This window comes from Serratia sp. OLAL2 (assembly GCF_002752475.1).
GTDB classification, from domain to species: Bacteria; Pseudomonadota; Gammaproteobacteria; order Enterobacterales; family Enterobacteriaceae; genus Serratia; species Serratia bockelmannii.
Window position 1 is genome coordinate 24,992 of sequence record NZ_MSTL01000007.1, and the last position, 25,089, is coordinate 50,080.

Sequence of the window (25,089 nt, forward strand, 5' to 3'; positions counted from 1 at the left end):
GCCGCCACTGACTTTCGTATGGTATCCGATTGAAATACTTAGCCTCTTTTCGAACTACGCTGAAGATATCCCGCTATCTGTTCCGGGTGCTGGCGATTTTGCTGTGGTCGTTGGGAGCGCTGCTCACCACCTTTTATATTCTGAATATCCTGCATCAGAAAGAATCGGACATCCGGCAGGAGTACAACCTCAATTTCGACCAGGCACAGGGCTATATCCGCCATTCCGCCGACATCATCCGCGACATCAAGTATATGGCGGAGAACCGCCTCAACGGGTCAGTCAGCAGCCTGGACATGTTCAGCGGCGTGTTTCCCGGCAAGGGCAGCCCGCCGCAATTCTTTCCGCTGTACCCGGAGTCCAACTGTGCGCTGAGCACCACCTACCGCAGTTCGCTCGATTCACTGAGCGGCCTGATCCAGTATTGGAAAGAGAACTTCGTGGCGGCCTACGATCTCAACCGGGTGTTCTTCATCGGCGGCGACAGCCTGTGTATGGCAGAATTCGGCGGCGGCAATGCGAGTGCCAATCGGGAAAATGTGCTGAAGTCACTGCACGAGCGCATTCTGAAATACCGCAACGCCAAGAATCAGGACAAAGACAACAACCTGTATTGGATCAGCCCCAGCGCGCAGCGGCCGGACGTCGGTTATCTGTATGTACTGACGCCGATCTATATCGGCAACAAGCTGGAGGCGTTGTTGGGCATCGAACAAACCGTTCGATTGGAGGATTTCGTTACCGCCGGCAACCTGCCGATCGGCGTCACGCTGCTGGATGAGAACAACGAGCCGGTGCTGCGTCTGGCGGACGGCGATCGTTATGCCGCCTCACTTAACAGCTATCCCGTAGAGCACGCGTACTTCGGCTATGTCGACAATTACCGCGACCTGATTCTGAAGAAAGCGCTGCCACCTTCTTCGCTGAGCATCGTCTATGCACTGCCGGTGAAAAGCGTGGTGGAACGCTTCAAAATGCTGATCCTCAACGCGCTGTTGCTGAACCTGTTGTCAGCCATCGTGCTGTTCACGCTGGCGTGGCTGTTTGAGCGCAAGATGTTCCTGCCGGCGGAGGACAACGCGTTTCGCCTGGAAGAGCACGAGCAGTTCAACCGCAAGATCGTCGCCTCGGCGCCGGTGGGTATCTGTATCCTGCGCATCAGCGACGGTACCAATATCCTGAGTAACGAACTGGCGCATAACTACATCAACCTGTTGACCCACGAAGATCGCGATCGCATTACGCGCATCATTTGCGAACAGCAGGCGAATTTCGTCGATGTGATGACCAGCAACAACAACAACCTGCAGATCAGCTTTGTTCACTCGCGCTACCGTAACGAAGAGGTGGCGATTTGCGTGCTGGTGGACGTCAGCGCGCGCGTGAAGATGGAAGAGTCGTTGCAGGAGATGGCGGCGGCGGCGGAGCAGGCCAGCCAGTCCAAATCGATGTTCCTGGCTACCGTTAGCCATGAGCTGCGCACGCCGCTGTACGGCATTATCGGCAACCTCGATCTGCTGCAAACCAAGGCGTTGCCGCAAGGGGTCGATCGGCTGGTCAATGCGATGAACAACTCTTCCGGCCTGCTGCTGAAAATCATCAGCGATATTCTCGACTTCTCCAAAATCGAGTCCGAGCAGTTGAAGATCGAACCGCGCGAGTTCTCCTGCCTGGAGGTGATCACCCATATCGCCGGCAACTATTTGCCGCTGGTGGTCAAGAAACGTCTGGGGCTGTACTGCTTTATCGAACAGAACGTGCCGGAGCGCATCTTCGGCGATCCGGTGCGGTTACAGCAGGTGCTCTCCAATTTGGTGAACAACGCCATCAAGTTCACCGATACCGGCTGTATCGTGCTGCAGGTCTGCACCCGCGGCAGCTACCTGGAGTTCAGCGTGCGCGATACCGGCGTCGGTATTCCGGAGAAAGAGGTCTCGCGCCTGTTCGACCCGTTCTTCCAGGTGGGGACCGGTGTTCAGCGCCACTTCCAGGGAACCGGTTTGGGGCTGGCGATCTGCGAAAAATTGGTCAACCTGATGGACGGCGATGTCTCTGTCGAGTCCGAACCGGGGTTGGGCAGCTTGTTCAGCATTCGCATTCCGCTGTTCAACGCCCAGTTCCCGATCCCGCAGGCCAGCGATACCTGGCAGGGCCGGCGGCTGTGGCTGGATATCCGCAATCAGCGGCTGGAAAGCTACCTGATGGCGATCCTGGGCGGTTACGGCGCCGATATCCAACGCTATGACGGGCAGGAGACCGCTGCCGGTGAGGTGCTGCTCAGCGATTACCCGCTGATGCTGGACACGCCGCTGCTGGCTCAGATCCAATTCTCCACCGAGCATATCGGCCCGTCGCAGGAAACCCGGCCAGGCTATTGGATGCACAGCACCTCCACGCCGCGTGAAACGTTGACCTTGCTCAACCGGTTGTTTGGCGTCGGCGGCGGCGCGGCAGAGGGGCTGGTGCAGCTGCCGGTGCCCGCCAAGGCCAGCGCGGCGGACAACGGCGATATTCATCTGCTGGTGGTCGACGATCATCCGATCAACCGTCGCCTGTTGTCCGATCAGCTAGGGTCGCTGGGGTATCAGGTGGTGACCGCCAACGACGGCGTCGACGCGCTCGGCGTACTGAAACAGCATCACGTCGATATTGTGCTGACCGACGTCAATATGCCGAACATGGACGGTTATCGCCTGACGCAGGAACTGCGACAGATGCAGTTCAGCTCGCCGGTAATCGGCGTGACGGCGAACGCGCTGGCGGAAGAGAAGCAGCGCTGTCTCGAGGCGGGCATGGATAATTGCCTGTCGAAACCGGTTACGCTGGAGACGCTGGAACAGACGCTGGCTTACTACAGTCAACAGGTGCGCTACAGCCGCAGCGAGGCTTGAAAAACAAACAGGCACGGCGGATGCCGTGCCTGTTTGGCGTTCACCTGCCGTGAGGCGGGCTTTAGTCTTTGTCCAACGGCGTCATGCTGACGGACGAGAGATAGTTGAGCAGGGCGATGTCGTTCTCGACGCCCAGCTTCATCATCGCCGATTTTTTCTGGCTGCTGATGGTTTTGATGCTGCGGTTGAGCTTTTTAGCGATTTCGGTCACCAGGAAACCTTCGGCGAACAGACGCAGCACTTCGCTTTCTTTCGGCGACAGGCGTTTGTCGCCATAGCCGCTGGCGCTGATTTTTTCCAGCAGTTTAGAGACGCTTTCCGGCGTGAACTTCTTGCCTTTCTGCAGGGCGGCCAGCGCCTTCGGCAGATCGGTCGGCGCGCCTTGTTTCAGCACGATGCCTTCGATATCCAGATCCAATACCGCGCTCAGGATCGCCGGGTTGTTGTTCATGGTCAGCACGATGATCGACAACTGCGGATAGTGACGCTTGATGTACTTAATCAGCGTGATGCCGTCGCCATACTTGTCACCCGGCATCGACAGATCGGTGATCAGCACGTTGGCGTCCAGCTTGGACAGATTGTTGATCAGTGCGGTTGAGTCTTCGAACTCCCCAACGACATTCACCCATTCAATTTGCTCAAGTGACTTCCGGATGCCAAACAGTACGATAGGATGGTCATCAGCAATAATTACGTTCAGGTTATTCATGTTGTTGGCTACCTTGCTTCAGCAGTCTGCTGACGAAAAAATCAATCTGACTGATGTTATTCTCGATCTCGGGCGCATCACCTTCTGCGATGCGCTGTTCTAACGATTCGCACAGCTGCTTGCCGGGAAGCAGATTTAACATGGCAAACACGCCTTTCAGGCGGTGTGCGGTTTGTGACAGCGCATTGAAATCACTGCTGCCCGCCTCAGTATACAGTTTTTTGACATCGTCGGGTACTGTATCGACAAACAGCCCATAGTAATCACTTGATTTCAATTGTTTTTCATAGAGTTGGATATCTTCTGAACTCAATGAAAGCGGGCTTTCTTCCTGTTCCAGCGCGGCCATTTGCTGTTCGATCAACATCAGCACAGCGTCGATTAATGCGCCGTTCAGGTTGTAGTTCACCCTAATGTAGCGTTTATCCAGCGCTTGCCAACCCGGCTCATCGGTCGCCAGCAGCAGGGTGTAGTCATCGGCCCGCTGCGGGTTATCCGTCAGCAGCACGTCATAATCGCGATTGACCGCGCGATCTTCGGCGACGATACAGTCGGCGCCGTAGGCCTGCAACAGGCGGGTCACGATGCCGCGCACTTCATCCGACGTGACGTCCAGCAGGGCGGTGACGCCGTCGAGCAGCTTTTCCTGCTCCTGCGGTTCTTTTTTCTCCATCTCCATGGCGACGCGAATGGTGTAGCGAGTGCCGATATCCACCTTGCTGTGAATGTCCAACTGGCCGTTAAGCTTCTTGCACAGCTGATTGCACAGGAAGAAGGTGAGGCCGGAACCGTGGTTGAAGCGGTCCACCAGCGTCTGGCTGAGGAACGGATAGTTGAGGTTGCTGATCTCTTCGTTGGAGATGCCGGAGCCGGTGTCGTTGATTTGGAAAATCAGGCGGTCAGGGTGCTCGGGCTCATGGTCGATGACCAGAGAAATCTTGCCGCAGGCGGTAGTGATAATGGCGTAATGCACCAGCAACGAGATCACCTTGCGCAGCGCGTTGGCGTCGCCGATATAGTTCTGCTCGACGTCCAGCTGGAAATGCTTGAACAGCGCCAGCCCCTTTTGATTGAGGGCAGGCAGGGCCTCCAGCAGTAACTCGTCGATCAGCGCCGTTGGGTTGAACGGCTCGCGTGTGGGTTGCCAGTCCTGGGTTTCCAGCCGGGTCAGGAGGGTGATGTTATCGATCAACTCCAGTACCGAAGCCGACGCCGTCGTCAGCTGGCCCAGCAGCGCCTGCTGTTGTTCCTCATCCGGCCGGTTGTGCAGGCGGTCGACCAGATCGTGCATCTGACGTACCGGCTGATTCAGCTCGATGCCCAGATTGTGCAGCATCAGTTTGCGCGCCTGAACGTTTTTGTCGTATTCGCGCCGCGCCTGCTGCAGCCGCTTGTTCACCATCACCTCTTTATCCTGATCGTTCATCAGGAACAGGTAGGTGTCCGGCGAGAGCTGGCTGCGGAAAATGCGAATTTCATACACCTCGTTGTTGACCGTCGCCTGGATCACTCCGTGATGCTGTTCGGCCATATGGGCGATCTTTTGCAGGCTGAGATGCGGCAGCAGGTGCTCGGCGATTTTGTTGCTGGCGATCACTGCATTGTTGGCGAAGCTGTAGACCAGCAGGCCGGAGGGCAGGCTGGAGACGATCTCCCGATTCAGCGCGCGCTCGGCCTCCAGTTCCACTGCCATGTTTTCGCTCGGGCGAATGTACTGGCGGCGGATAAAGTAGATGCTCAGCATCGACAGCGCCAGCAGCAGCAAGTTGACTGCGATCAGCCAGATGTTGTTGCGCAGCAGATCGATGGCCAGATTGATAGCCGAAACGCGATACACCACCTTCAGCGGCGCATTGGGCAGGGCGGCGCTGAACTCCACCCAGCCCCCGCTCATCATTGCATGGGTACCGAGGACGGTTTCCGACGGGATGGTGCTGTCGTCGAGATCGACATCATCCGGCAGCAGCAGGAAATTGGCGCGGGCCAGATTGGCCGGAATGATGTCGTTGATCGGCAAATCAAAGGCGATCACCGTCGCCAGATGCCCCGGCTGATTAAAGGTGGTGCGAATCGAAAACGAATAGGCGTTCTGGAAGCGTTGCTTGCGCAGATCGGAAAAGCTCTCGCGTTCGTCGAGCATATTGGCCTGCTGCAGCATCTCGGCGCGGCGTTCGTCCGCCGAGGTGGTCAGGTAGCTTTCCCGAAAGCGCGAAGCCAGCTCTTTGAGCGGCTGGGTAGTGATCAGGCTGAGGCTGTTGTCCTGACCATTGAGGTAATACATGGCGTAGTTCTCGGTCTTGGCGCCCCAGCGGGTGTCCAGGTAGTCCGAGATGTTGGCGATCATCGCCAGCGTGTTCTCGTCATGGCTGCCGAAGATCACCGCGTCGGTTTTCTTGTGCGGTTTCTCGACATAATAGACGTCGGGCCGCAGGCGGGTTTCCTGCAAACCAGGATCGACATTCTGCGCCGGCGCATTGCCGAATTTGTCATAGACCTGATAGGTCATATAGCGGTAGGTATCGATACGCTTTTGCAGCGAACCGGCGATGCTATTGAGCGTGTACTTCTTTTCCGCCAGCCAGGCATTGGTGTAGTTGTAGCCATACAGACCGATGCCGATCGTCAGCAGCACGATAAACAGCAGGAAGCAGCGGGTAATGTTGCTGGAGCTGATGGTCAGTTGTTTATTTTGCATAGTGGCTGCGCATTCCTGAATCAGCGAGTGACGGCCCTGGCGCTGGCGGTCACCGCCAACAGCAGAGCGGCTACGCAGGCGAAGGCCACCGTCAGGTTGGAAAACTGAGCGATGAAGCCGATCAGCGCCGGGCCGGCCAGAATACCGGCATAGCCGACGGTGGTGACGGAAGCGATCGCCAAATTGGCCGGCATGTCGCGCTGGTTGCCTGCGGCGCTGAACAGGATCGGCACGACGTTCGAGGCGCCCAGGCCGACCAACATGAAACCGGCCAGCGAAACGGTGGCGTGATTGACGGCGATGGCCAGACCCAGGCCGAAAGCGGCACACAGGCTGCCCAGCAGCAGCACCCGGTAGCGGCCCAGCGAGTTCACCACCCGATCGCCATTGAGGCGGCCGAGCGTCATGGTGATGGAAAACAGTGCATAGCCCAGACCGGCCTGGCTGTGTTCGACACCGCGCAACGTAGTGAGGAACAGCGCGCTCCAGTCGAGCATCGATCCTTCCGCCAGAAACATGATAAAGCACAGAATGCCGATGAACATCACCCAACCGCGCGGCAAGACGAACATCGGCCCGCCGTCGTCGGCGCCGCTCTCACGCAGCAGATGGCGGCTGGCAAGCGCCAGCAGGACTATCACCGCCAGCACGGTGAGCAGGGTGGATTGCAGCGGTGTCAGCCCCAACCACAGCAACGCGCTGACGCCGCCGGCGCCGGCAATGCCGCCGATGCTGAAGAAACCGTGAAAGCCGAACATCATCGCCTTGCCGCTGGCGCGTTCGACGATCACCGCCTGAACGTTCATCGCTACGTCGATCATGCCGATTGCCGCACCGAATAGCAGCAGCGCTACGGCCATGCCGCCGAGGGAATCCATCAGTGCCAACAGCGGCAGATCAATACACAATCCCAGACCCGCCATCAGGATCACCGCGCGGCAGCCCAGTTTGCCGGTCAGGAAACCGGTCAGCGGCATCGCCAACAAGGAGCCGGCGCCGATACAGAGCAGCAACAGGCCGAGCGAACCGTCATCGATACCGATGCGCGCTTTGGCGAAGGGGACCAGCGGCGCCCAGGCGGCCATGCCGAGACCGGCGACGAAAAAGGCCAGACGGGTGGCGATCTGTTGAGGAATGCCGGGCGTTTGCTGTTCATTGCACAAGGTAGCTGTCATGTAAGCGTCAGGATCTTGGGTCAAAAGAATGGTGAAAGTTACTGACAGTTTTTATCACAATCCGCGATCCGGATCGAAAATATTCGCGCCTGACATCTCCCTGGCACCGCCTCTGCGCACCAGCCACAGCGCGATAGCTTGGACAATATACTCCTTTTGCTGCTCGTTCAGTGCGACGCCTTGCGGTATGCCGTGCCACTTTTCCAGACAGCTGCGGCAGCAGGTAGCGGTGGCATGCTGGGCGACGAACACCGGGTGGCCGCGCATCGGTGTTTGCTTGCCGTCATTCTTAGGATGGGCGGCGGCCAGGCGGCGGTCGATAAAATCGCGGGCATGGCTGAGTATCAGCGGCAATCCCTTGCCGTCGAGATAAGTCTGGTCTTTGGCATTTAAACGGAAGCGAGCGCGGAAGGGGGAGGTTTGTAGCCGCCGCCACAGCACGTCGGGTTGAAAGGGCATCATGAATTTTACTCGCTGGAGGTGCACTTTTTTCAGGTTATCAGAATTGAAACTCTGCGGCTAATTGTGCCTGTGGCGGGAAATAATCGGTGGGATAAAGCACGAAATGAAAAGTAATTTCAATTTGTAGACTAAAATAAGGGAAAAGATTAGCAATTAGTGCGAAAGTAAATTAATGAAACTATATCATTAGGTTATTTATTTGCGTGCTATTTGTACGAGTCGGAATTGTGAGGAGAGTATGGAGAAAAATAAAAAACCGGCCAGAAGCCGGTTAAAGGAGTGCAGAAATTATCCTCGAATCTCGGATAATGAAGGTAATAATGAAAATAATGATGATAGCGAGGTGATTATAGCGGCTGCGTGCGGACGGCGTTTTGGCACAATGTGCTTATTGTCTGGCTCAATTGTATGGTTGGCTTTTTTTTCTTAAAGATATGTATAACTACATGATTTTTTTATCAATTAATCTATTCTTTGTCTTTAAGTGCTTTATTTTGTTTGTCTGTAATGTTTTGTGAAAGTTCGCGCGTATTTACATTTGGAAACCTTTATTAATTACACTGAAACACTATCGGATACTTGGTATCATTTTCTTTCTGGATTAATATAACCCTTGTTACCAGAATGGTAATGCACAGTCGTGCTAATAATGCTCGAAAAGGGCAGTGGCCGTAGCTCGACATAATTAACGAGGATAATAACGATGAAACTTCGAGTACTCTCTCTGATGGTACCCGCACTGCTGGTTGCAGGCACAGCAGGCGCGGCGGAAATCTACAACAAAGACGGTAATAAACTGGATTTGTACGGTAAAGTCGACGGTCTTCACTATTTCTCCAGCAACAACGGCGTGGACGGCGATCAGTCTTATATGCGTTTTGGCCTGCGCGGCGAAACGCAAATCAGCGATCAGCTGACCGGTTACGGCCAGTGGGAATATCAGGCGAACCTGAATCACGCTGAAAGCCAGGACAACAAGAACTTCACCCGTTACGGCTTCGCCGGTCTGAAATTCGGCGACTATGGCTCCTTCGACTACGGCCGTAACACCGGCGTGCTGTACGACGTCGCGGCGTATACCGACTTGCAGCCTGAGTTCGACGGTATGACCTACGGCGCCGACCAGTTCATGTTCCAGCGCTCCAGCGGCCTGGCGACCTACCGTAACAACGACTTCTTCGGTCTGGTTGACGGCTTGAACTTCGCCCTGCAGTACCAGGGTAAAAACGGCAACGGCGAAGAGACCAACAACGGTCGTGACGTTCTGGGTCAAAACGGCGAAGGCTACGGTATGTCCATGAGCTATGACATGGGCTACGGCATCAGCGCCGCAGGTGCCTTCTTCAACTCGCGTCGCACCAGCGAGCAGAACGGCGGTAACGGTCACCAGAACATCATGGGTCGCGGCGACAAGGCCGAAGGGTACTCCGGCGGTCTGAAATATGACGCCAACGACGTCTACCTGGCGGTGATGTTCACCCAGTCCTACAATGCGGCGCGTTTCGGTAGTTCTGACAGCAGCGTTTATGGCTACGCCAACAAGGCGCAGAGCTTCGAAGCCTACGCGCACTACCAGTTCGACTTCGGTCTGCGTCCGTTCGTGGGTTATAACCAGACCAAAGGTAAAGACCTGGGCCGCGCCGGCAACGGCAAGGACTACGGCGATCAAGATCTGGTCAAATTCGTCGACCTGGGTGCGACCTACTTCTTCAACAAAAACATGTCCACCTATGTTGATTACAAAATCAACCTGGTGGACAACAACGACTTCACCGACGCTGCCGGTATCAACACCGACAACGTGGTTGCCGTGGGCCTGGTTTACCAGTTCTAAGCACCTCAGTGTGAACGTCATCGCGCGGCCTTCGGGCCGCGTTTTTTTTGCCTGTAAGCCGGTAAAAAAGCACGGATTGATCCGCTATCGGCACGGGAAGTACCGTGGTTTTCCTCCTCTAAGCCTACGCTGTCAGTACAGAAAAAGAGGGGGATGATATGGAACTCAAGATCGACAAGGTGATCGAAACGGTGCTGTACGTCAGCGATATTGAACGCGCGGACGCTTTTTACCGGGAGGTGCTGAAACTGCCGGCGATGGTCGCTAACGAACGGTTTCGCGCCTATAACGTCGGCGATCGAAGCGTACTGTTGCTGTTTATCGAGGGCGACTCGCTGCGCGGGGCGCACTATCCTACCGGGTTTATTCCTGCGCACGATGGCGTGGGGCCAGCGCATATCGGGCTGGCGGTGGCGAAAGCGCAACTGCCACACTGGGAACGGCATCTGACGGCCAACGGCGTGGAGATTGAGGGGCGGATGCGCTGGGAACACGGCGGGGAGAGTATTTATTTTCGCGATCCCGACGCCCACCTGTTAGAACTGGTGACGCCGGGCATCTGGGCCAATTACTGATCGAACCCGCCTTGTGCCAGCAACGCCAGAGCGGCATTCAGCACCTGCAGCGCCGCCTGCGGTTGCCGCTCTATCTGCACTCTGACGATGGCGCCGTCGATCAGCATCGCCAGCATTGCTGCCTGCTGTTCCTGCTGTGGGCCGGCGGGCAGGTGACGTGCCAGTTCCTCCGCCATTTGCCGCTTATGCCGGCTGGCGATGTGCAGGCTTTCCGGCAGCAGATCGGCGATTTCCACCGCCGTATTGATAAACGCGCAGCCGCGAAAACGCGGATCGTCGAACCATTCCGCCAGGCAGGGCGCCAGCGCCGGCAGTAACCCGCCGCTCTGTGCCACATGTCGATCCAACGCTGTACTGAACCAGGTGAGCCACTGCTGATGGCGATAGGTCAAAAACGCCGTAATTAAATCATTCTTGCTGGGAAAGTGGCGGTAGAAGGTCACCTTGGTCACGCCCGATTCTTTGATGATGCGATCGATACCGGTGGCGCGGATCCCTTCTTGATAAAACAGATCGTGCGCCGTCAGCAGGATGCGCTGGCGGGCGGGTAAGGTGTTGAGATCGGCGGTCATCATTTTCTCCCAGGCTATTTCCGAGTGATTGTAGACAACTCTGTCTACATACGCTAGCGTAATGACGTAGACAGAGTTGTCTACATGCCTTCACTCAGGAGATAAACATGAGCATTAAACCCCCATTGCCGCCGTTTACCCGCGAATCCGCTATCGAGAAGGTGCGGCTGGCGGAGGATGCCTGGAATAGCCGCGATCCCGAACGCGTATCGCAGGTGTATTCCCTTGATACCCACTGGCGTAACCGCGCGGAATTTGTCGATGGCCGCGCGGCGGTGGTCGGCTTTTTGCAACGCAAATGGGCGAAAGAACTGGAGTATCGGCTGATTAAGGAGCTGTGGGCGTTCGACGGCGCGCGCATCGCGGTGCGTTTCGCCTATGAATGGCGCGACGATTCCGGCAATTGGTATCGCAGCTTCGGCAACGAGAACTGGGAGTTCAATCAGGAGGGGCTGATGATCAACCGTCACGCTTGCATCAACGACATGCCGATCCGCGAACAGGATCGGCGTTTTCATTGGCCGCTCGGTCGGCGCCCGGACGACGTTCCGGCGCTGAGCGATTTCGGTTTTTGAATCTGATGGCATGCTGCGATGGCCTTTTGAGAGCAAAAGCGCACCGATCGACAAAGGGGAATTTGTAGAAAAGCCTTCCCGCTTCTAGACTTAGGGAACAACAAATGCACTCCAAGAGGACAAGCTATGACGAAGAAGTTGGTTTTGGCCGTCGGCACTGCGGCGGTATTCTCCATTCTTGCCGGTTGTACCACCTATGATCGCGCAGCCAGCTATGTCAATGAGCCGGTGGTCAGCGATGTCAAAGTAGGGATGACCAAGCAGCAGGTGCGGGCTATCGCGGGTCCACCGTCGACCACTGCCACACTGGTTCATGCGCAGGGCACCTGCGACACCTATGCGGTGGCGCCGCGCGACGGCAAGGTGCAAACCTACTTTGTCAGCTACAACGACACGGGCCATGTCATGAACAAGGGCTATCAAACCTGTTCAGACTACGATTCTCAGCCGAAATAATCGCGTTTCGGCCGACCAAAAAAGCCTCGCTTGCGCGGGGCTTTTCATTTTTTAAGCGTTTAAGGCCTGAAGTTTAGGCAACTGCACCGGTTGTGCCATTTTTTTGTATCAAAACGATAGACATTTCATAACGGTATCGCTAATATCAGCGCCCATTGGAAGGATGGCCGAGTGGTTTAAGGCAACGGTCTTGAAAACCGTCGAGTGTAACAGCTCCCAGAGTTCGAATCTCTGTCCTTCCGCCAAATTCAGCCGGCTTAGCTCAGTAGGTAGAGCAACTGACTTGTAATCAGTAGGTCACCAGTTCGATTCCGGTAGCCGGCACCATGACAGAGGCCCCAGCAGCGATGCTGGGGCTTTTTGTTATGGATTTTTTACTAGAAGCGCCACGAGAAGGAGTTTCTCGGGTGGCGCTGAAGTTAACCGATAAGCAGCTATCAGATTGAGTGTCGATAGGCAATTACCTTAACGCGACAGCTTTCGTTTGGCTGCGGCTAATAAGCATTTTGCCGAGTTTGATACCTGGTTTCTCAACAAAGTGGTACAGCAACGTTGCGATACCATAAGTGAGCGGGAGAATGATTCCTGATGCAACAATGAACCGCATCACTGAAGAAAGTTCAGCAAATGATGTGGTTGAGAGCAAATAGGCGATGGCCGGTAGGACTATCAATAGGTGAAGCAAATAGACTGAGTATGAGACATCTCCCAGAAATACGCTGAAACGGTTTGTCAGGCACCAGCGCGGCAAGCGCAACACGCGCGACCACTTGCTATCTTCACTTCTAGCCCAAAGCATCGTGACCATCATTAAGATAAGACCTATTTGAGCGAGCAAATGGTATTTATTCAATTCGTTTGGCAGATACGCGCTACCCAGTACGGTCAATAAAGCAAAAACGACATAGCGAACACTCTTTCTGCGGATTGATTCAGCCATCAGCATGCCACCAATAAATAAGTTCAGCTTTATGAGGATCATGGAGGGCATGGGGAATGCAGCAAAGTAGTCCGGTACTAAAAACTTGGCGAGTCCGCAGAACAAGACAACCGCGAGGCATGCTCGGGCAAATCCCAGTTTCAAGACTGTCAACATGATGAATGGGAAAAGTAAATAGAACTGCATTTCCAAACCGATGCTCCAGTCGGGGAGCACCGTATTGAAGGAATAATCAGGCAGAAAGCCAAACATAAAGGTGGCATGTGTAAATACATTCAAGAATGAATGATCGCTATAGCGTGAGCTGTTGGTTTGCGTTTCGCTGTAGAAGTGGCCAATGATGTCTCTGGCCTCACCGAAGTAGCTACCAAATACAATTGCCACAGCCAATAAGACGTAGTAAAGCGGTGCGATGCGAAAGAACCGCCGAGTCCAAAATTTTTTGAAAGTCGACGCGTCGGTCCAAGGTTCCCGTTCCTTACGCTCAACATAATTTTTGGCCATCAGATAACCCGAAAGCAAAATGAAAAGATCTACACCGATTGCAGGATCAGAAAGAATGGGGGGACGGAAGCGGGTTAAAATGCAGATATGGCCCAAAACAACCCAAAGTGATGCCAGGCCGCGTAACCCCTCAAGTTCCTGTGACCACTGATTGACGGGGTAGTCGGAGGATTCTGCCAATCCGTTTTTCATGATCATTCCAGCCTAGGGTTTACATTTTATTCTAGCATAGAGCGGGGTACGAAATGTTGCTGGCAGAACAAGGGGGCGGCGTTGGTCATCAGTTTTGGCTGGAAATATAGCCGGTGGGCGAGTCCGGCTATCAGACAGGGTTCAAATATCAGTGACCAGCCACTGATCCGCTTCTTCGAACATCTCTTCCAACATTCGGTTCAGCTTCTCACGATCGCTTTTGCTGGCGTCGGAGTTCAGGCCGTTGGCCTGCATCGGCTTCACGCGCACCTCCGCCTCCGGGAACAGCACATGCACGCGTTTTTCCAGCTCGTTGCGAATAATCTCGGCGGCGTTGGGTAGCCCAGCGACGTTGCGCTTGTCGTACACTAATTCTACAAACATGACTCACCTGTAAACACTGATTTAATGTACAGTATTCTGGCCTGAGGAAGGCGGGTTGGCAAGAGGGGGGCGCAATTTTGCATAAGGCGTTTATTCTTACTTGCGCAGCGGGCTGCCAAGCCTGCCACTGAATCTTTTCTTTACGTCTGGCCAGTGGTCTGCATTTTCCTCGCTCACTTCGTGCGTGAATATTCAAAGGGCACGATTATCCTCCGCAACCTACATTTTTCTCCCTTACTAATCAGTATGTAAGGCGGTGGCGTCGGGCTGGGGGCTCCCTGGTGTTGGGGGCCCGACGCCACCTTTCTGGTCGCCGTTCTTGGCATAATATCGATCAATGCAGGTATGCGCCGGAACTCGGCGCTACGGGCGCTGACGCAGCTTCTTCGCGTTCTGACAGAGAAAAAATCCCGAGTGTTGGCCAATGGTCGCTCGATGAGCGATGAATAAAGCACTCATCTCATTTCCTTTAAAATTATCGAACCGGGATGCGATTTGCTCTCCAGGTTGGCTTCTGTGCGTTAAATTGCTGCGGGGTTAATGTTTAGCATTTTGGGTTTCTCCTGCGTCGGCTATGGCGTGAATGCGATGAAGATATCCCGGGCGTTGTAAAGCGCCTCTGATGTTTGATGAACGTGCATATGAGTTAGCCTGTGCAGACAGCATTTTTATAAGTAAATTGAATCATTTAAAAGGCAGCCAGTCATGTTCGGCAAGACCGGTGATTCACAATAAAATTATTATATTACAATGTATTGTATTTATATTTCGTATACCAAAGGCCCCGAGTCATTGTCATAGCCACCCTAGAAGTGGTTTAATGTTTTTAATTCACTTTAATGACACTAAAGTATAGGTTTAAAACATTATAATGCAACCAAACAACATTAAAATATCAGAAGAAAATGGTATGTCATTGAAAATGATAGGTGAAAACCTTACTTACCTCATGCGCATGCACGGGATTGACGCCAGTCGGTTGAGCAGCGAAACAGGGATAGGTATTGCCACGATCAATAATCTGAGGAAAGGCGTGGGGAATCCCACGATCTCTACGCTTGCGTCCATTGGTGAATTTTTCAGCGTAAAAGTAGGGGAGCTGACTGACAAGGATTTAAGCGTCACGGGAGAGGCCAAACACAATGTGAGATCGCTTCCACTCATTAGCTACAGCGATGTAGAACGTTTTCTGGCCAACACGATCAGAACGGCAGATACCTATACGACAGAAGTCGATGACATGATGGACGATTCGCTGTTTGTGGTAGAGATAACGAATAATTCACTGTCGCCTGAATTAGACCGTGGAACGTATTGTGTGATCTCGCTCAAGGAGCCATTTTGCGATGGCGATATCGTCCTGGTTAAGCTGAAAAATTACCCAATATGCTTAAGGCGAGTTTTTGTTTCCGACGGCGACTTGTTGTTTACAAACATCTCATTAGATTCAGATAGCAGTGTGAAGTCCTATAGCGATTATGCGATCGTCGGTGTTCTATTGAAAACGATAAAGAGGCTGAAATAAATGGACTTATTTAACATAATGAGAAGGTTAAGAAAAATATACTCTCCCAGTTACCTCTATACGTTAGATCGTAGTGTGATCCGAACGGCGGATGGATATTGGCTTTTCAAAGAGTTTGGCACCCATACTTTCGTGAAAAAAAACTGGGGGCAACTCATCGAGGGCGATTTTCTCAGGCATGTTAACCCGAAAGATATCGCTTTTATCGCCGAGACCGAATCTAAAATAAAAATCGCCTCGGCCAAACTGTCGATTCATGAAGAGAAACGAAACTGTATGTGGACGTTGAAAAACGATGTTGACTCGATATCAATATCAGGGGCGGATTTTCTAAGGGATCGCGATCTTGTCGACAAAACCGAGTCCTTGGATGCGACGAAAATAGCCTTTTATGCCGGGGTAAAGGAAGGCAGAGCACTCTCTGCCTCATTGAAAAATGCTAAGAAAAGCGACAGGTCTAAAAAAACAATACTGACGTTGATTAAATAAACCAGGGTTCGACGTGAATATGTTCATCGAACGTAATCACGCTGAAAGCCGAATTGTCTATGCTGCTGACAGCGCTTGTGCCGTTCTTCCATTGCGAACAAATCGCCGGGGAAACAGAGACTAAGGTTTCCCCCAGCTTTCTTTGGAATAGCGTATGTGCATGGCCTGAGCCGATAAACTTAACGTTTAATCGTTGGCAGAGGCTCAAAAACTCCTCGGCATTGTTTAACATACAGCTATCAACAATCGGGGTGCCTACCGGAATAGGGTGATGATGCAAGAAGACGGCGACCTTTTTATTGTCACTTGCGACGATGGCTTTTTCAAGCGTGTCGAGCGCATGCGTCGAGACCCTGCCGAAATCTTCGTTATCGACCACCGAGTCGATGCTGAGCATGCGCCATTCGTCATCTTCAAACGAGTTTATATCGTAGCTGCCGCCCTGTTTACGGGCTGTATCGTCCAGGTTCTTTTTGTTGTCGTGGTTGCCTGGGAAAAAATAGAAAGGTAAGGAAGTGCGGTTCATTATCTTAAAGAAGCGCTCATAAGAGGGGATATCGCCATCATGAGAGATGTCACCCGTCACAATGATTAAGTCGGCATTGATTTTATCGGCATTGGCATTAATGAAGTCAATGGCCCTGTCGAAATTAGCAAGATGCTTCGAAGCCAGCGCGCTTTCATTAGGCATAATATGTATGTCGCTAATCTGAATTACTTTCATGCGAGACCCTGTTGATATTACTTAAATGGATTGTATGAGGTGCCCCAATCATAATGATCGGTGTTTTCTATCTTCTTAACCCACTCGACTAAGGCGATGGCGAGCGGCAGTAATACAATAGAGACGACAACTTTATAAGACCACGTCGTGCTTATGATATTAACCAACTCCATGAAGGTGTATTTTCCTGAAAGACTGATCGGATAGGCTGTCAGCAACAGGGCGGCCTGTGTAGACATGGAGCCAACAATATATCGGATAAAGAAGTATTTACCGGAGAAGATAATCTTCATCTTTGAAATAATAAAACCATTGACGAAATAAGCGACCGGAACGGACACCCAGGTGCCTATCATGACTCGCCAGAATTCATGGTATAAAGAATAATAGTGTGTGGCGATATCGTTATTTTCTGGCTGAATAACGGCTGAGAGATTAAGTATTATGACATATAAGCTTTGGCAGAACACCATGATCCATATTGCTCTTACCGACAATTTATAGCCATAAACTTCAGTCAGCAATGTGGATATCAAGAAACACAAGGAGAATACAATGCCGCTTGCCGTTATTTTAAAACCATAGATATCAAAGACCTTATAAACCAACGTGTCGCAGGTGATCATAATGGTCACCGTCAGGCCAACAAAAAGGCCATAGAGCTTGAGATTTCCTTGCATTTTTATTCCTTATTTAGTCCGTATTCTTCTGTTATTCATAATCCATACTTATTTAAAACGTTAACCGGATGGCCAGATAGTGGCGTAATGATGCTCGAGCCATGTTGCATGGCCATCATTTCTCTTCATTCAAGGCAACGCCCCTTCTTTCCCTCACGGGGTTCCTGAAGGCGAGAGCGCTACGCTGGGTTTTGCGGAGAATGCTGATAGCCTGTTGGTTGAGAAAAGGTGATCTCACCGTAATTCATTAATATTTCTAATAAATATATTGCCTGGATCGCGCTGTGTCAATCAAGGAAAGAGGAATACGGGACGTTAGCTTGATGAGGGCTTTATGCATTCACTCCCGGGGCGTGGGCGGTAGAGCCTGCAGCTGAATCACCAATTCCGCCAGGCTGGCGGCCTGCATTTTCTCCATCACTTTTGCCCGGTGAACCTCTACGGTGCGCAGGGCGATATTCAGCCGCTCCGCCATTTCCCGATTCATCATGCCCCGCACCACCAGCTGCGCGATGTCGCGTTCTTTCGGCGTGAGCGTGCGGTAGCGGCCGCAAGTTTCATGGCGCTGCTGGGCTTTGGCCGAGACCTGCTGTGCCCGTTCGAGGGCGGCGATCAGCGGTTCTGCGGCGATCGGTTTTTGCAGGAAATCCACCGCGCCGTACTTCATCTGCTCCACCGCCATCGGCACGTCGCCATGGCCGGACAGGAACACCACCGCCAGCGTACTACCGCGGCGGCGCAGCTCAGCGTAGGCCTGATGCCCATCGAGTATCGGCATCCGCATGTCCAGCAAGACGATCCCGGTCTGAAACAGATCGGCCTGCGCCAAAAAGCCGGCGCTGTCATTCCAGCACTGCACGTCGTGGCCGAGGCTGGTCAGCAAAAAATGGCAGGCGTCGGTGACGGCGGCGTCATCGTCCACCAGATGAATTAGCGACATGGTTTTCCTCATCGTTCAATATGAAATGCAGCGTTATGCACAGCCCATTGCGGCTGTCGGGGGCGGGGCGGTTCGCCAGGCGGATTTCGCCGCCGCCGTAGCGGGCCAGGCGCCGGCAAATGGCTAACCCCAGCCCCATGCCGCCGGCTTTGGTGGTGTTGAAGGGGCGAAAAGCCTGTTCCAGCCCGGCCGTTGTCATGCCGCCCGCGTTGTCCTGCAGATGCAACTCGATCGCCCGTTCGCTCTGGACGGCGGAAAGCCAGACGGCATTGGCTCCGGCCTGCGCCGCATTCAGCAGCAGGTTCGCCAGCAGCTGTTCCAGCAGCGCCGGCGGCAGGGTTAGCGTCAGCGAAGGCGCCACGTTGTTGAACAGTTTCAGGTCGGGATAGCGCTGCGTCAGGCGCAGCAGCGTCCACACCCGCTCGGCGGTTTCGCTTACCACCGCGGGTCGCCAGCGCGTTTGATCTATCGCCTCAGCGGTGGGCTGCACCCACTGGCGCAGGTTATGAATCGTCTCGCCGCCGCGCTGCGCCTGTCGGTCGATATTTTCCAACGGCCCCAACAGCGGATGCCCGGCGTCCGTTTTGCGCAGTTGGATCAGGCATCCCTGCGCATAAAGGCGAATGGCCGCCAGCGGCTGGTTGAGCTCGTGCGCGAAGCCGGAGGCCATTTCCCCCAGCACGTTCAGCTGCCTGGCGTTCTCCAGCGCCTGCTCCTGCCGCCGCAGTTGCTCTCCGGCATGGAGCAACTGCCGCCCGCGCCGGCGTACCAGCAGCGCGATCCAGATATGGTTGACGATCAACAGCGCCAGCACCGCCAGCGACAGGCCGACGGCCGTCTGATGCTGGATCAGCCAGCTCTTGATATCCAGCCACAGCCGCCGCTGTTCCGGGTGTTGATTGACGGCGCGCAGCAAGGCTTCCACCTCGCTGGTCGAGACCGGTGCGCCCCATTGAAAGGGAGACTGCGGAGGTGCGGTCAGCAAGGCTCTTGCCACCGCATCCACCAGTGAGTTATCCAGGCCGGGCAGGGCGGCGAACGACCAGTTGGGGTAAAGCGGCGTGCTGCTGACGCAGGGAACCGATGTGGGCCGTTGCAACAGCGGGCGAAAATCCGCCGGGTTGATCAGGCCTTCTCGATCCATTTTCTCCAGCAGGCAGACGGGGACGATGGCGGCCTGAATGGCGCGCTCGCGCAACAGATAGAGCAGGGCATCGGCAGGGAAACCGGTAAAGCGCAGGTGGAAATCGCGATCGGGCCGCATACCGGCATCGCTGAGCGCCTTATAGCCGGTCAGATAGCCGCCGAAGGCCTGCGGATCGATGGCGCCCAGCGTTTTGCCCATCAGCGCCTGCGGCGTCGTGATGCCGCTGTCGCGCCGCACCAGAATCACGCTGCCGATGATGTTGCCCGTTGCCCGATCGCCGTTGGCGGCGCGCAACGATGCCAGCCAGCGCAGATGATAGCGGCTGTTCAACTGCACGAACTGCGCCGGATTAGTGACCACGAACTGCACGCTGCCCCGATTGACCGCTTCGCGCATCTGCGCCAGATCGAGCGGCTGCAGGCGGAAGCGCTCACCGCCGACACTGCCGTTGAGGCTGTCGATCAGCGGCTGCCAGTCACGCGCGGTCGCCGCATCGCCGCGCATCGCCAGCACGCCGATCGACCACTCTCCCGCCTGTGCCGCCATCCCCCAACCGAGACTGAACAGCAGTAATAACACGACCCTCACAGCCCCTCCTGATGGGCAATTTGCCTGCCGCCACTTGTTTTAGATCAACGTTGGGGCCGGTATGTGGTTAACCACAATAGAGCGCCATCGATGCCATTTTTACACTGTAAATCATCGACATTGTTTATTCATCTAACGGGCATCAATAGCGTGATCGGGGTGATGCCCAGGGCGTGGGAGAGGCGCATGGACTTCAGTAAACGGCAGTTTTTGCAGCAGCTGGGCGTGTTGACGGCGGGGGCTTCGCTGATCCCCGTGGCGGAGGCCGGGCTGACGTTAGCGCCGACGCGGCGCGAGGGGGATGCGAGCCGCCGCTACGCGATGCTGATCGATCTGCGGCGTTGCGTCGGGTGCCAGGCCTGTACCGTGAGCTGCGCCATTGAAAACCAGACGCCGCACGGCGAGTTTCGCACCACGGTAAACCAGTACCAGGTCAGCCTCGAAGGTGAAGCGGTGGCGACCAACGTGCTGCTGCCCAGGCTGTGCAATCACTGCGACAACCCACCCTGCGTGCCGGTGTGCCCGGTACAGGCCACTTTCCAGCGTGAGGACGGGATCGTGGTGATCGACAACACGCGCTGCGTGGGGTGTGCCTATTGCGTGCAGGCCTGCCCGTACGATGCCCGCTTTATCAATCACGCCACCCAAACGGCGGACAAATGCACCTTCTGCGTACACCGGCTGGAGGCGGGATTGTTGCCGGCGTGCGTGGAGTCGTGCGTGGGGGGAGCGCGGATCATCGGCGATATGCGCGATCCGCACAGCACGCTGAGCAAGATGCTGCGGCGCCACGAGGCCGAGATCAACGTCCTCAAGCCGGAGAACCAAACCGCGCCCCATGTGTTCTATCTGGGGCTGGATGACGCCTTCGTCACGCCGCTGCCGGGGCGGGCGCAGGTTGCCTTATGGGGGGAGGGACGATGAGTCGCCAACTGATGATCGCAGAAGTGCTGGGCCAACCGCAGGCGGTGAGCTGGCTGCCGTGGGCCGTGCAATATTTCTTCTTTATCGGCATCGCTGCCTGTGCTGCGCTGCTGGCCTGCGTGTGGCGCTGGCGCGGTGGAGATAACGCCGCGCATCTGGAGCGCATGGCGCTGTTTATTGGGCTGACGTGCGCCATCACCGCACCGCTGGCGCTGACCGCCGACCTGCATCAAACCGCCCGCTTCTGGCATTTCTACGCCTATCCGACGCCCTGGTCGTGGATGCCGTGGGGCGCGCTGTTCTTGCCGCTGTTTACCCTGCTGATCGGCCTGTGGTTTCTCGCTCTCGAATTTGCGCGGCTGACGGGTAGGCCGGTTGCGCTGCTGCGTGGGATTGCGCCCGCCTGCGCGCTGGTGGCTATCGGCCTGCTGTTGTACACCGGGCGTGAGGTTTCCGTCGTGCGTGCCCGCCCCATTTGGTTCAGCTACGGATTTCCGATCGTGATGTTCCTCAGCGCGCTGCAGGCGCTCTTGGCCTTGCTGCTGCTGACATTGCGCGAACGGCCCGGTCTGCAGGCGCCGCTGGCGCGCGGGATGCTGCTGACGTTACTGCTGCTCGGCGGGGCGATCCTGCTGTGGGTATGCGGCGATACGTTATCCGGCGCGGCGGTACGCCACTGGCTGCAGACGCAGGCGATGGCGCGCCGGTATGCCGTGGGATGGATTGCTCTGTGGGGGCTGACGCTGGCGTGCGCCGCTTGGGCCGGCTCTCGGCGCTTGCCGCGCGGCGGTACGACGCTGCTGGTGGCCGGCGCACTGGGGCTGAGTTGGCTGATGCGCTGGACGCTGTTGATCGAGGTGCAAACCATCCCGAAATACAACGCGACGTATTCCCCTTATAGCCTGCCGCTCGGCACCGATGGCTTGCTGGCGATCGTCGGCACTTTCGGGTTGTGGCTGGCGTTAATGATCATGGTGCGTGAAGCACAGGCGTTTTTACTGCGGAGAAAACAACATGGCTAAACTCACCCGGCGTCAGTGGTTGAAAGTGGGCCTGGCCTTCGGTGGATTGTCCGCCTTTGGCCTGAGCTATCGCGAGGTCGCCAAACGGGCGATCGACGGCTTGATTCACGGCACTTCAGGGCGGGTGACCCTGGATCGCATCAACGGCAACTCCCTGCCACCCGAAGGGCGGGCAATGCCGGAATGGCAAGGCAATCCGCAGCAGGCCATCTCGATGACCCAGTGTTTCGGCTGCTGGACGCAATGCGGCGTGCGGGTTCGGGTGGACAGGCAGACCGACCGGGTATTGCGCATTGCCGGCAACCCGTATCATCCGCTGTCTCAGGAACGGCACGTCGACTCGGCCTTGCCGCTGCAGGACGCGTTGGCGCAGCTGGGCGGCGAAAGCGGCCTAGATGCCCGTTCCACCGCCTGCGCCCGCGGCGCCACGCTGTTGGAGGGGCTTTACAGCCCGCTGCGGGTGCTGGAGCCGATGAAGCGCGTCGGCAAACGTGGCGAGGGTAAGTGGCAGCGCATCAGCTTTGAGCAGTTGATCGCTGAAGTGGTGGAAGGCGGCGATCTGTTCGGCGAGGGGCATGTGGAGGGCCTGCGGGCGATCCGCGATCTGGAGACGCCGATCGATGCCCGACAGCCGGGGCTGGGGCCGAAAGCCAATCAGCTGCTGGTGACCAACGCCGGTGACGATGGGCGCGACGGCTTCCTGCGGCGCTTCGCTCAGAACAGTTTCGGCAGCAAAAACTTCGGCGCGCACGGTGCTTACTGCGGGCTGGCCTACCGTGCCGGTTCCGGTGCGCTGATGAACGATCTGGACAAAAATCCGCACGTAAAACCCGACTGGGAACAGGTCGAATTCGCGCTGTTTATGGGAACCTCGCCGGCACAGTCCGGCAACCCGTTCAAGCGCCAGGCTCGGCAACTGGCCAGCGCCAGATTGCGCAGCGAGTTCCGTTATGCGGTAGTGGCGCCGGCGCTGCCACTGACCACCACATTGGCGGACGATCATGGCCATTGGATCCCGATATTGCCGGGCACCGACTCGGCGCTGGCGATGGCAATGATCCGTTGGATCCTCGACCACCGGCGTTATCAGGCCGGTTATCTCGCCATCCCGTCCGAGGCCGCCATGCAACGTGCCGGCGAGAAGAGCTGGACCAACGCCACGCATCTGGTGATCGCCGAGAGCGAGCATCCGCGGGCGGGGCAGCATCTGACGTTGGCCGATCTGAATGGCGCCGAGTCGGCGTCGCCGTTGGTGGTCAACGGCGCGGGGGAACTGGTGGCGGCCGAGGCGTGCGACAGCGCCGAGCTGTGGGTAAGCCGTACGGTGACGCTGCACGACGGCGTGCAGGTGGGGGTGAAAAGCGGCTTCCAGTGTTTGAAAGAGGCCGCCGACAAGCTGTCGCCGGAGGCGTACAGCCGGCAATGCGGCGTGCCGGTGGCACGCATCGCGGCACTGGCCGAGGCCTTTACCGCCCACGGGCGCAAGGCGGCGGTGATCGCCCATGGCGGGATGATGGCGGCAAACGGGTTTTACAATACCTGGTCGGTGATGATGCTTAACGTGCTGATCGGCAACCTGAGCCTGGCGGGAGGCGTGTTCGTCGGCGGCGGAAAATTCAACGGCTTCGCTGAGGGGCCGCGCTATAACCTGGTCGAGTTTCCCGGCCTGGTAAAACCGAAGGGCCTGAATATCGCGCGCAGCAAGGCCGCCTATGAAACCTCCGACGAGTACCGCGAAAAAGTGGCGGCGGGCGTTTCCCCCTGGCCGGCCAGGGCGCCCTGGTATCCGTTCGTCGCCGGGCAACTGACCGAGCTGCTGACATCGGCGTTGGCAGGGTATCCGTACGGGCTGAAAGCCTGGATCTCGAACATGACCAACCCCTTGTACGGTATCGCCGGGTTGCGTAGCGTGGCGGAGGAACGATTGAAAGATCCGGCGCGTTTGCCGCTGTTTATCGCTATCGATGCGTTTATCAACGAAACGACGGCGCTGGCCGACTATATCGTCCCGGACACCCATAACTTTGAGAGCTGGGGGTTCAGCGCTCCCTGGGGCGGCGTCGCCAGCAAGGCCACTACCGCGCGCTGGCCGATAGTGGCGCCGGCGACCGCGAAAACGGCGCAAGGGCAGCCGATTTCCATGGAGGCGTTTTGCATCGCCGTCGCTAAACGCCTGGCGCTGCCGGGGTTCGGCGATCGCGCTATCGGCGACGGCCAGGGCGAGCTGCTGCCGCTCAACTGCGCCGAGGATTATTATCTGCGCGCCGCCGCCAACGTGGCGTTTGCCGGCAAGGCGCCGGTGCCGGCCGCGAGGGCGGACGAACTGACGCTGAGCGGTGTCGATCGCTTGTTGCCGCAGCTTGCGCAGACGCTGCGCGCCGATGAAATCGACCGCGTGGCGTTTATTTACAGCCGCGGCGGCCGCTTCGCCGTTCACGACAGCGGCCGCCGCGACGGCAGCGTGGGCAACCGGTGGGAGAAACCGCTGCAGATCTGGAATGCGGAAGTGGCGCAGCACCGGCATGCGATCACCGGCGAGCGCTTCAGCGGCTGCCCAACCTGCTATCCGGCGCGTTTGTCGGACGGCCGCGCGGTGGAAGCGCTCTACCCTGAGCAGCAGTGGCCACTGCGCCTGATGTCCTTCAAATCCAACGTGATGAGCAGCTCCACCGCGGTGATCCGGCGCCTGCATGACGTGAAACCGGTGAACCTGGTGGCGCTGAATCCGGCAGACGGGGCACGTTTCGGCATTCAACACGGCGACCGGGTACGTATCAGCACGCCGGGCGGCAGTCGAGAGGTGCGGATCAGTTTACTGGCGGGCGTGATGCCCGGCGTGATCGCGGTGGAACACGGCTACGGCCACCGGGAGATGGGGGCCAGTCAGCACTACCTGGACGGCGAACCGCTGGCGATGGATGAGCGCATCGCCGCCGGCATCAACCTCAACGATTTGGGCTTTGCCGATCCGACGCGTGAAGTGCCGAATACCTGGCTGGATTGGGTGACCGGAGCGGCGGTGCGTCAGGGGATCCCTGCGACCATCGTCAAGCTTTCCGCGTAGGCGCAGCCGTAAATCTGCT

21 protein-coding genes and 2 tRNA genes are annotated in these 25,089 nt (G+C 56.3%); 12 read left to right on the forward strand and 11 right to left on the reverse strand.

Annotated elements, in window-relative coordinates:
- The first annotated feature begins 29 nt into the window (after nt 1-29).
- Complete coding sequence (rcsC, locus tag BVU99_RS07090; protein WP_089181144.1) at nt 30-2,891, forward strand: two-component system sensor histidine kinase RcsC; 2,862 nt, start codon at nt 30-32, stop codon at nt 2,889-2,891.
- 61 nt (nt 2,892-2,952) lie between these two features.
- On the opposite strand, the gene rcsB is transcribed toward rcsC, so the two are convergent.
- The 4 genes from rcsB to BVU99_RS07110 are packed head-to-tail and all read right to left on the reverse strand — an operon-like array spanning nt 2,953 to nt 7,935.
- A complete protein-coding gene (gene rcsB, locus BVU99_RS07095) occupies nt 2,953-3,603 on the reverse strand; it encodes a response regulator transcription factor RcsB (RefSeq protein ID WP_004935900.1) in 651 nt (216 codons plus the stop codon).
- Nucleotides 3,596-6,298: a phosphotransferase RcsD gene (gene rcsD / locus BVU99_RS07100; RefSeq protein ID WP_099817465.1), complete on the reverse strand. Its 2,703-nt coding sequence runs from the start codon at nt 6,296-6,298 to the stop codon at nt 3,596-3,598. The genes rcsB and rcsD overlap by 8 nt, the downstream gene beginning before the upstream one ends.
- Nucleotides 6,299-6,318: 20 nt before the next feature.
- Complete coding sequence (locus BVU99_RS07105) at nt 6,319-7,473, reverse strand: MFS transporter (RefSeq protein ID WP_099817466.1); 1,155 nt, start codon at nt 7,471-7,473, stop codon at nt 6,319-6,321.
- 54 nt (nt 7,474-7,527) lie between these two features.
- Nucleotides 7,528-7,935 (reverse strand): DUF4186 domain-containing protein, encoded by a 408-nt coding sequence (locus tag BVU99_RS07110; RefSeq protein WP_062826730.1) that lies wholly within the window; start codon nt 7,933-7,935, stop codon nt 7,528-7,530.
- A 703-nt stretch (nt 7,936-8,638) separates the two neighbouring features.
- On the opposite strand from BVU99_RS07110, the gene ompC reads away from it, so the two are divergent.
- Together ompC and BVU99_RS07120 are read left to right on the forward strand one after the other, a co-directional pair.
- Entirely contained in the window at nt 8,639-9,769 is a 1,131-nt protein-coding gene (gene ompC / locus BVU99_RS07115) for a porin OmpC (protein WP_025303634.1), read from the forward strand.
- A 158-nt stretch (nt 9,770-9,927) separates the two neighbouring features.
- Nucleotides 9,928-10,344: a VOC family protein gene (locus tag BVU99_RS07120; RefSeq protein WP_025303633.1), complete on the forward strand. Its 417-nt coding sequence runs from the start codon at nt 9,928-9,930 to the stop codon at nt 10,342-10,344.
- Here the strand turns inward: BVU99_RS07120 and BVU99_RS07125 are convergent.
- Nucleotides 10,338-10,916: a TetR/AcrR family transcriptional regulator gene (locus BVU99_RS07125; protein ID WP_099817467.1), complete on the reverse strand. Its 579-nt coding sequence runs from the start codon at nt 10,914-10,916 to the stop codon at nt 10,338-10,340. The two genes, BVU99_RS07120 and BVU99_RS07125, sit on opposite strands and share 7 nt — an antisense overlap.
- Nucleotides 10,917-11,023: 107 nt before the next feature.
- Between BVU99_RS07125 and BVU99_RS07130 the strand changes: the two genes are divergently transcribed.
- From BVU99_RS07130 to BVU99_RS07145, 4 genes are all read left to right on the forward strand, one after another.
- The gene (locus BVU99_RS07130; RefSeq protein ID WP_025303631.1) at nt 11,024-11,491 is read left to right on the forward strand and encodes a nuclear transport factor 2 family protein; all 468 of its coding nucleotides are present in this window, start codon (nt 11,024-11,026) and stop codon (nt 11,489-11,491) included.
- Between the two features lie 126 nt (nt 11,492-11,617).
- Complete coding sequence (osmE, locus tag BVU99_RS07135; RefSeq protein ID WP_025303630.1) at nt 11,618-11,947, forward strand: osmotically-inducible lipoprotein OsmE; 330 nt, start codon at nt 11,618-11,620, stop codon at nt 11,945-11,947.
- A gap of 157 nt (nt 11,948-12,104) precedes the next feature.
- Nucleotides 12,105-12,192 (forward strand) — tRNA-Ser (locus tag BVU99_RS07140).
- A 6-nt stretch (nt 12,193-12,198) separates the two neighbouring features.
- Nucleotides 12,199-12,274: transfer RNA gene (locus BVU99_RS07145), tRNA-Thr, on the forward strand.
- Nucleotides 12,275-12,407: 133 nt separating this feature from the next.
- On the opposite strand, the gene BVU99_RS07150 is transcribed toward BVU99_RS07145, so the two are convergent.
- Complete coding sequence (locus BVU99_RS07150; RefSeq protein WP_060447942.1) at nt 12,408-13,583, reverse strand: acyltransferase; 1,176 nt, start codon at nt 13,581-13,583, stop codon at nt 12,408-12,410.
- A gap of 141 nt (nt 13,584-13,724) precedes the next feature.
- Complete coding sequence (locus BVU99_RS07155; protein WP_025303629.1) at nt 13,725-13,967, reverse strand: DinI family protein; 243 nt, start codon at nt 13,965-13,967, stop codon at nt 13,725-13,727.
- 871 nt (nt 13,968-14,838) lie between these two features.
- Between BVU99_RS07155 and BVU99_RS07160 the strand changes: the two genes are divergently transcribed.
- Together BVU99_RS07160 and BVU99_RS07165 are read left to right on the forward strand one after the other, a co-directional pair.
- Nucleotides 14,839-15,492, forward strand: a complete 654-nt coding sequence (locus BVU99_RS07160) for a helix-turn-helix domain-containing protein (RefSeq protein ID WP_025303628.1) — start codon at nt 14,839-14,841, stop codon at nt 15,490-15,492.
- Nucleotides 15,493-15,981, forward strand: coding sequence for a hypothetical protein (locus BVU99_RS07165; protein WP_043136490.1), 489 nt, complete (start codon nt 15,493-15,495; stop codon nt 15,979-15,981).
- Here BVU99_RS07165 and BVU99_RS07170 read toward each other — a convergent pair.
- The 4 genes from BVU99_RS07170 to ttrS form a co-directional block, all read right to left on the reverse strand.
- Nucleotides 15,974-16,705, reverse strand: a complete 732-nt coding sequence (locus tag BVU99_RS07170) for a metallophosphoesterase (protein ID WP_043136485.1) — start codon at nt 16,703-16,705, stop codon at nt 15,974-15,976. The two genes, BVU99_RS07165 and BVU99_RS07170, sit on opposite strands and share 8 nt — an antisense overlap.
- 17 nt (nt 16,706-16,722) lie before the next feature.
- Nucleotides 16,723-17,385 carry a VUT family protein gene (locus BVU99_RS07175; protein WP_025303625.1) on the reverse strand — a complete coding sequence of 221 codons (663 nt, stop codon included), beginning with the start codon at nt 17,383-17,385 and terminating at the stop codon, nt 16,723-16,725.
- A gap of 340 nt (nt 17,386-17,725) precedes the next feature.
- The gene (gene ttrR, locus BVU99_RS07180; protein ID WP_043136478.1) at nt 17,726-18,325 is read right to left on the reverse strand and encodes a tetrathionate respiration response regulator TtrR; all 600 of its coding nucleotides are present in this window, start codon (nt 18,323-18,325) and stop codon (nt 17,726-17,728) included.
- Nucleotides 18,297-20,018, reverse strand: coding sequence for a tetrathionate respiration histidine kinase TtrS (ttrS, locus tag BVU99_RS07185; RefSeq protein WP_244590496.1), 1,722 nt, complete (start codon nt 20,016-20,018; stop codon nt 18,297-18,299). Before ttrS ends, ttrR begins: the two co-directional genes overlap by 29 nt.
- Before the next feature lie 228 nt (nt 20,019-20,246).
- Between ttrS and ttrB the strand changes: the two genes are divergently transcribed.
- From ttrB to ttrA, 3 genes are read left to right on the forward strand one after another with little or no spacing between them, the layout of a single operon-like run.
- Complete coding sequence (gene ttrB / locus BVU99_RS07190) at nt 20,247-20,984, forward strand: tetrathionate reductase subunit TtrB (protein ID WP_049208488.1); 738 nt, start codon at nt 20,247-20,249, stop codon at nt 20,982-20,984.
- On the forward strand, nt 20,981-22,006 hold the full coding sequence (gene ttrC, locus BVU99_RS07195; protein ID WP_049294873.1) for a tetrathionate reductase subunit TtrC: 1,026 nt from the start codon (nt 20,981-20,983) through the stop codon (nt 22,004-22,006). Before ttrB ends, ttrC begins: the two co-directional genes overlap by 4 nt.
- On the forward strand, nt 21,999-25,070 hold the full coding sequence (gene ttrA / locus BVU99_RS07200; RefSeq protein ID WP_099817469.1) for a tetrathionate reductase subunit TtrA: 3,072 nt from the start codon (nt 21,999-22,001) through the stop codon (nt 25,068-25,070). The genes ttrC and ttrA overlap by 8 nt, the downstream gene beginning before the upstream one ends.
- Nucleotides 25,071-25,089 lie beyond the last annotated feature (19 nt).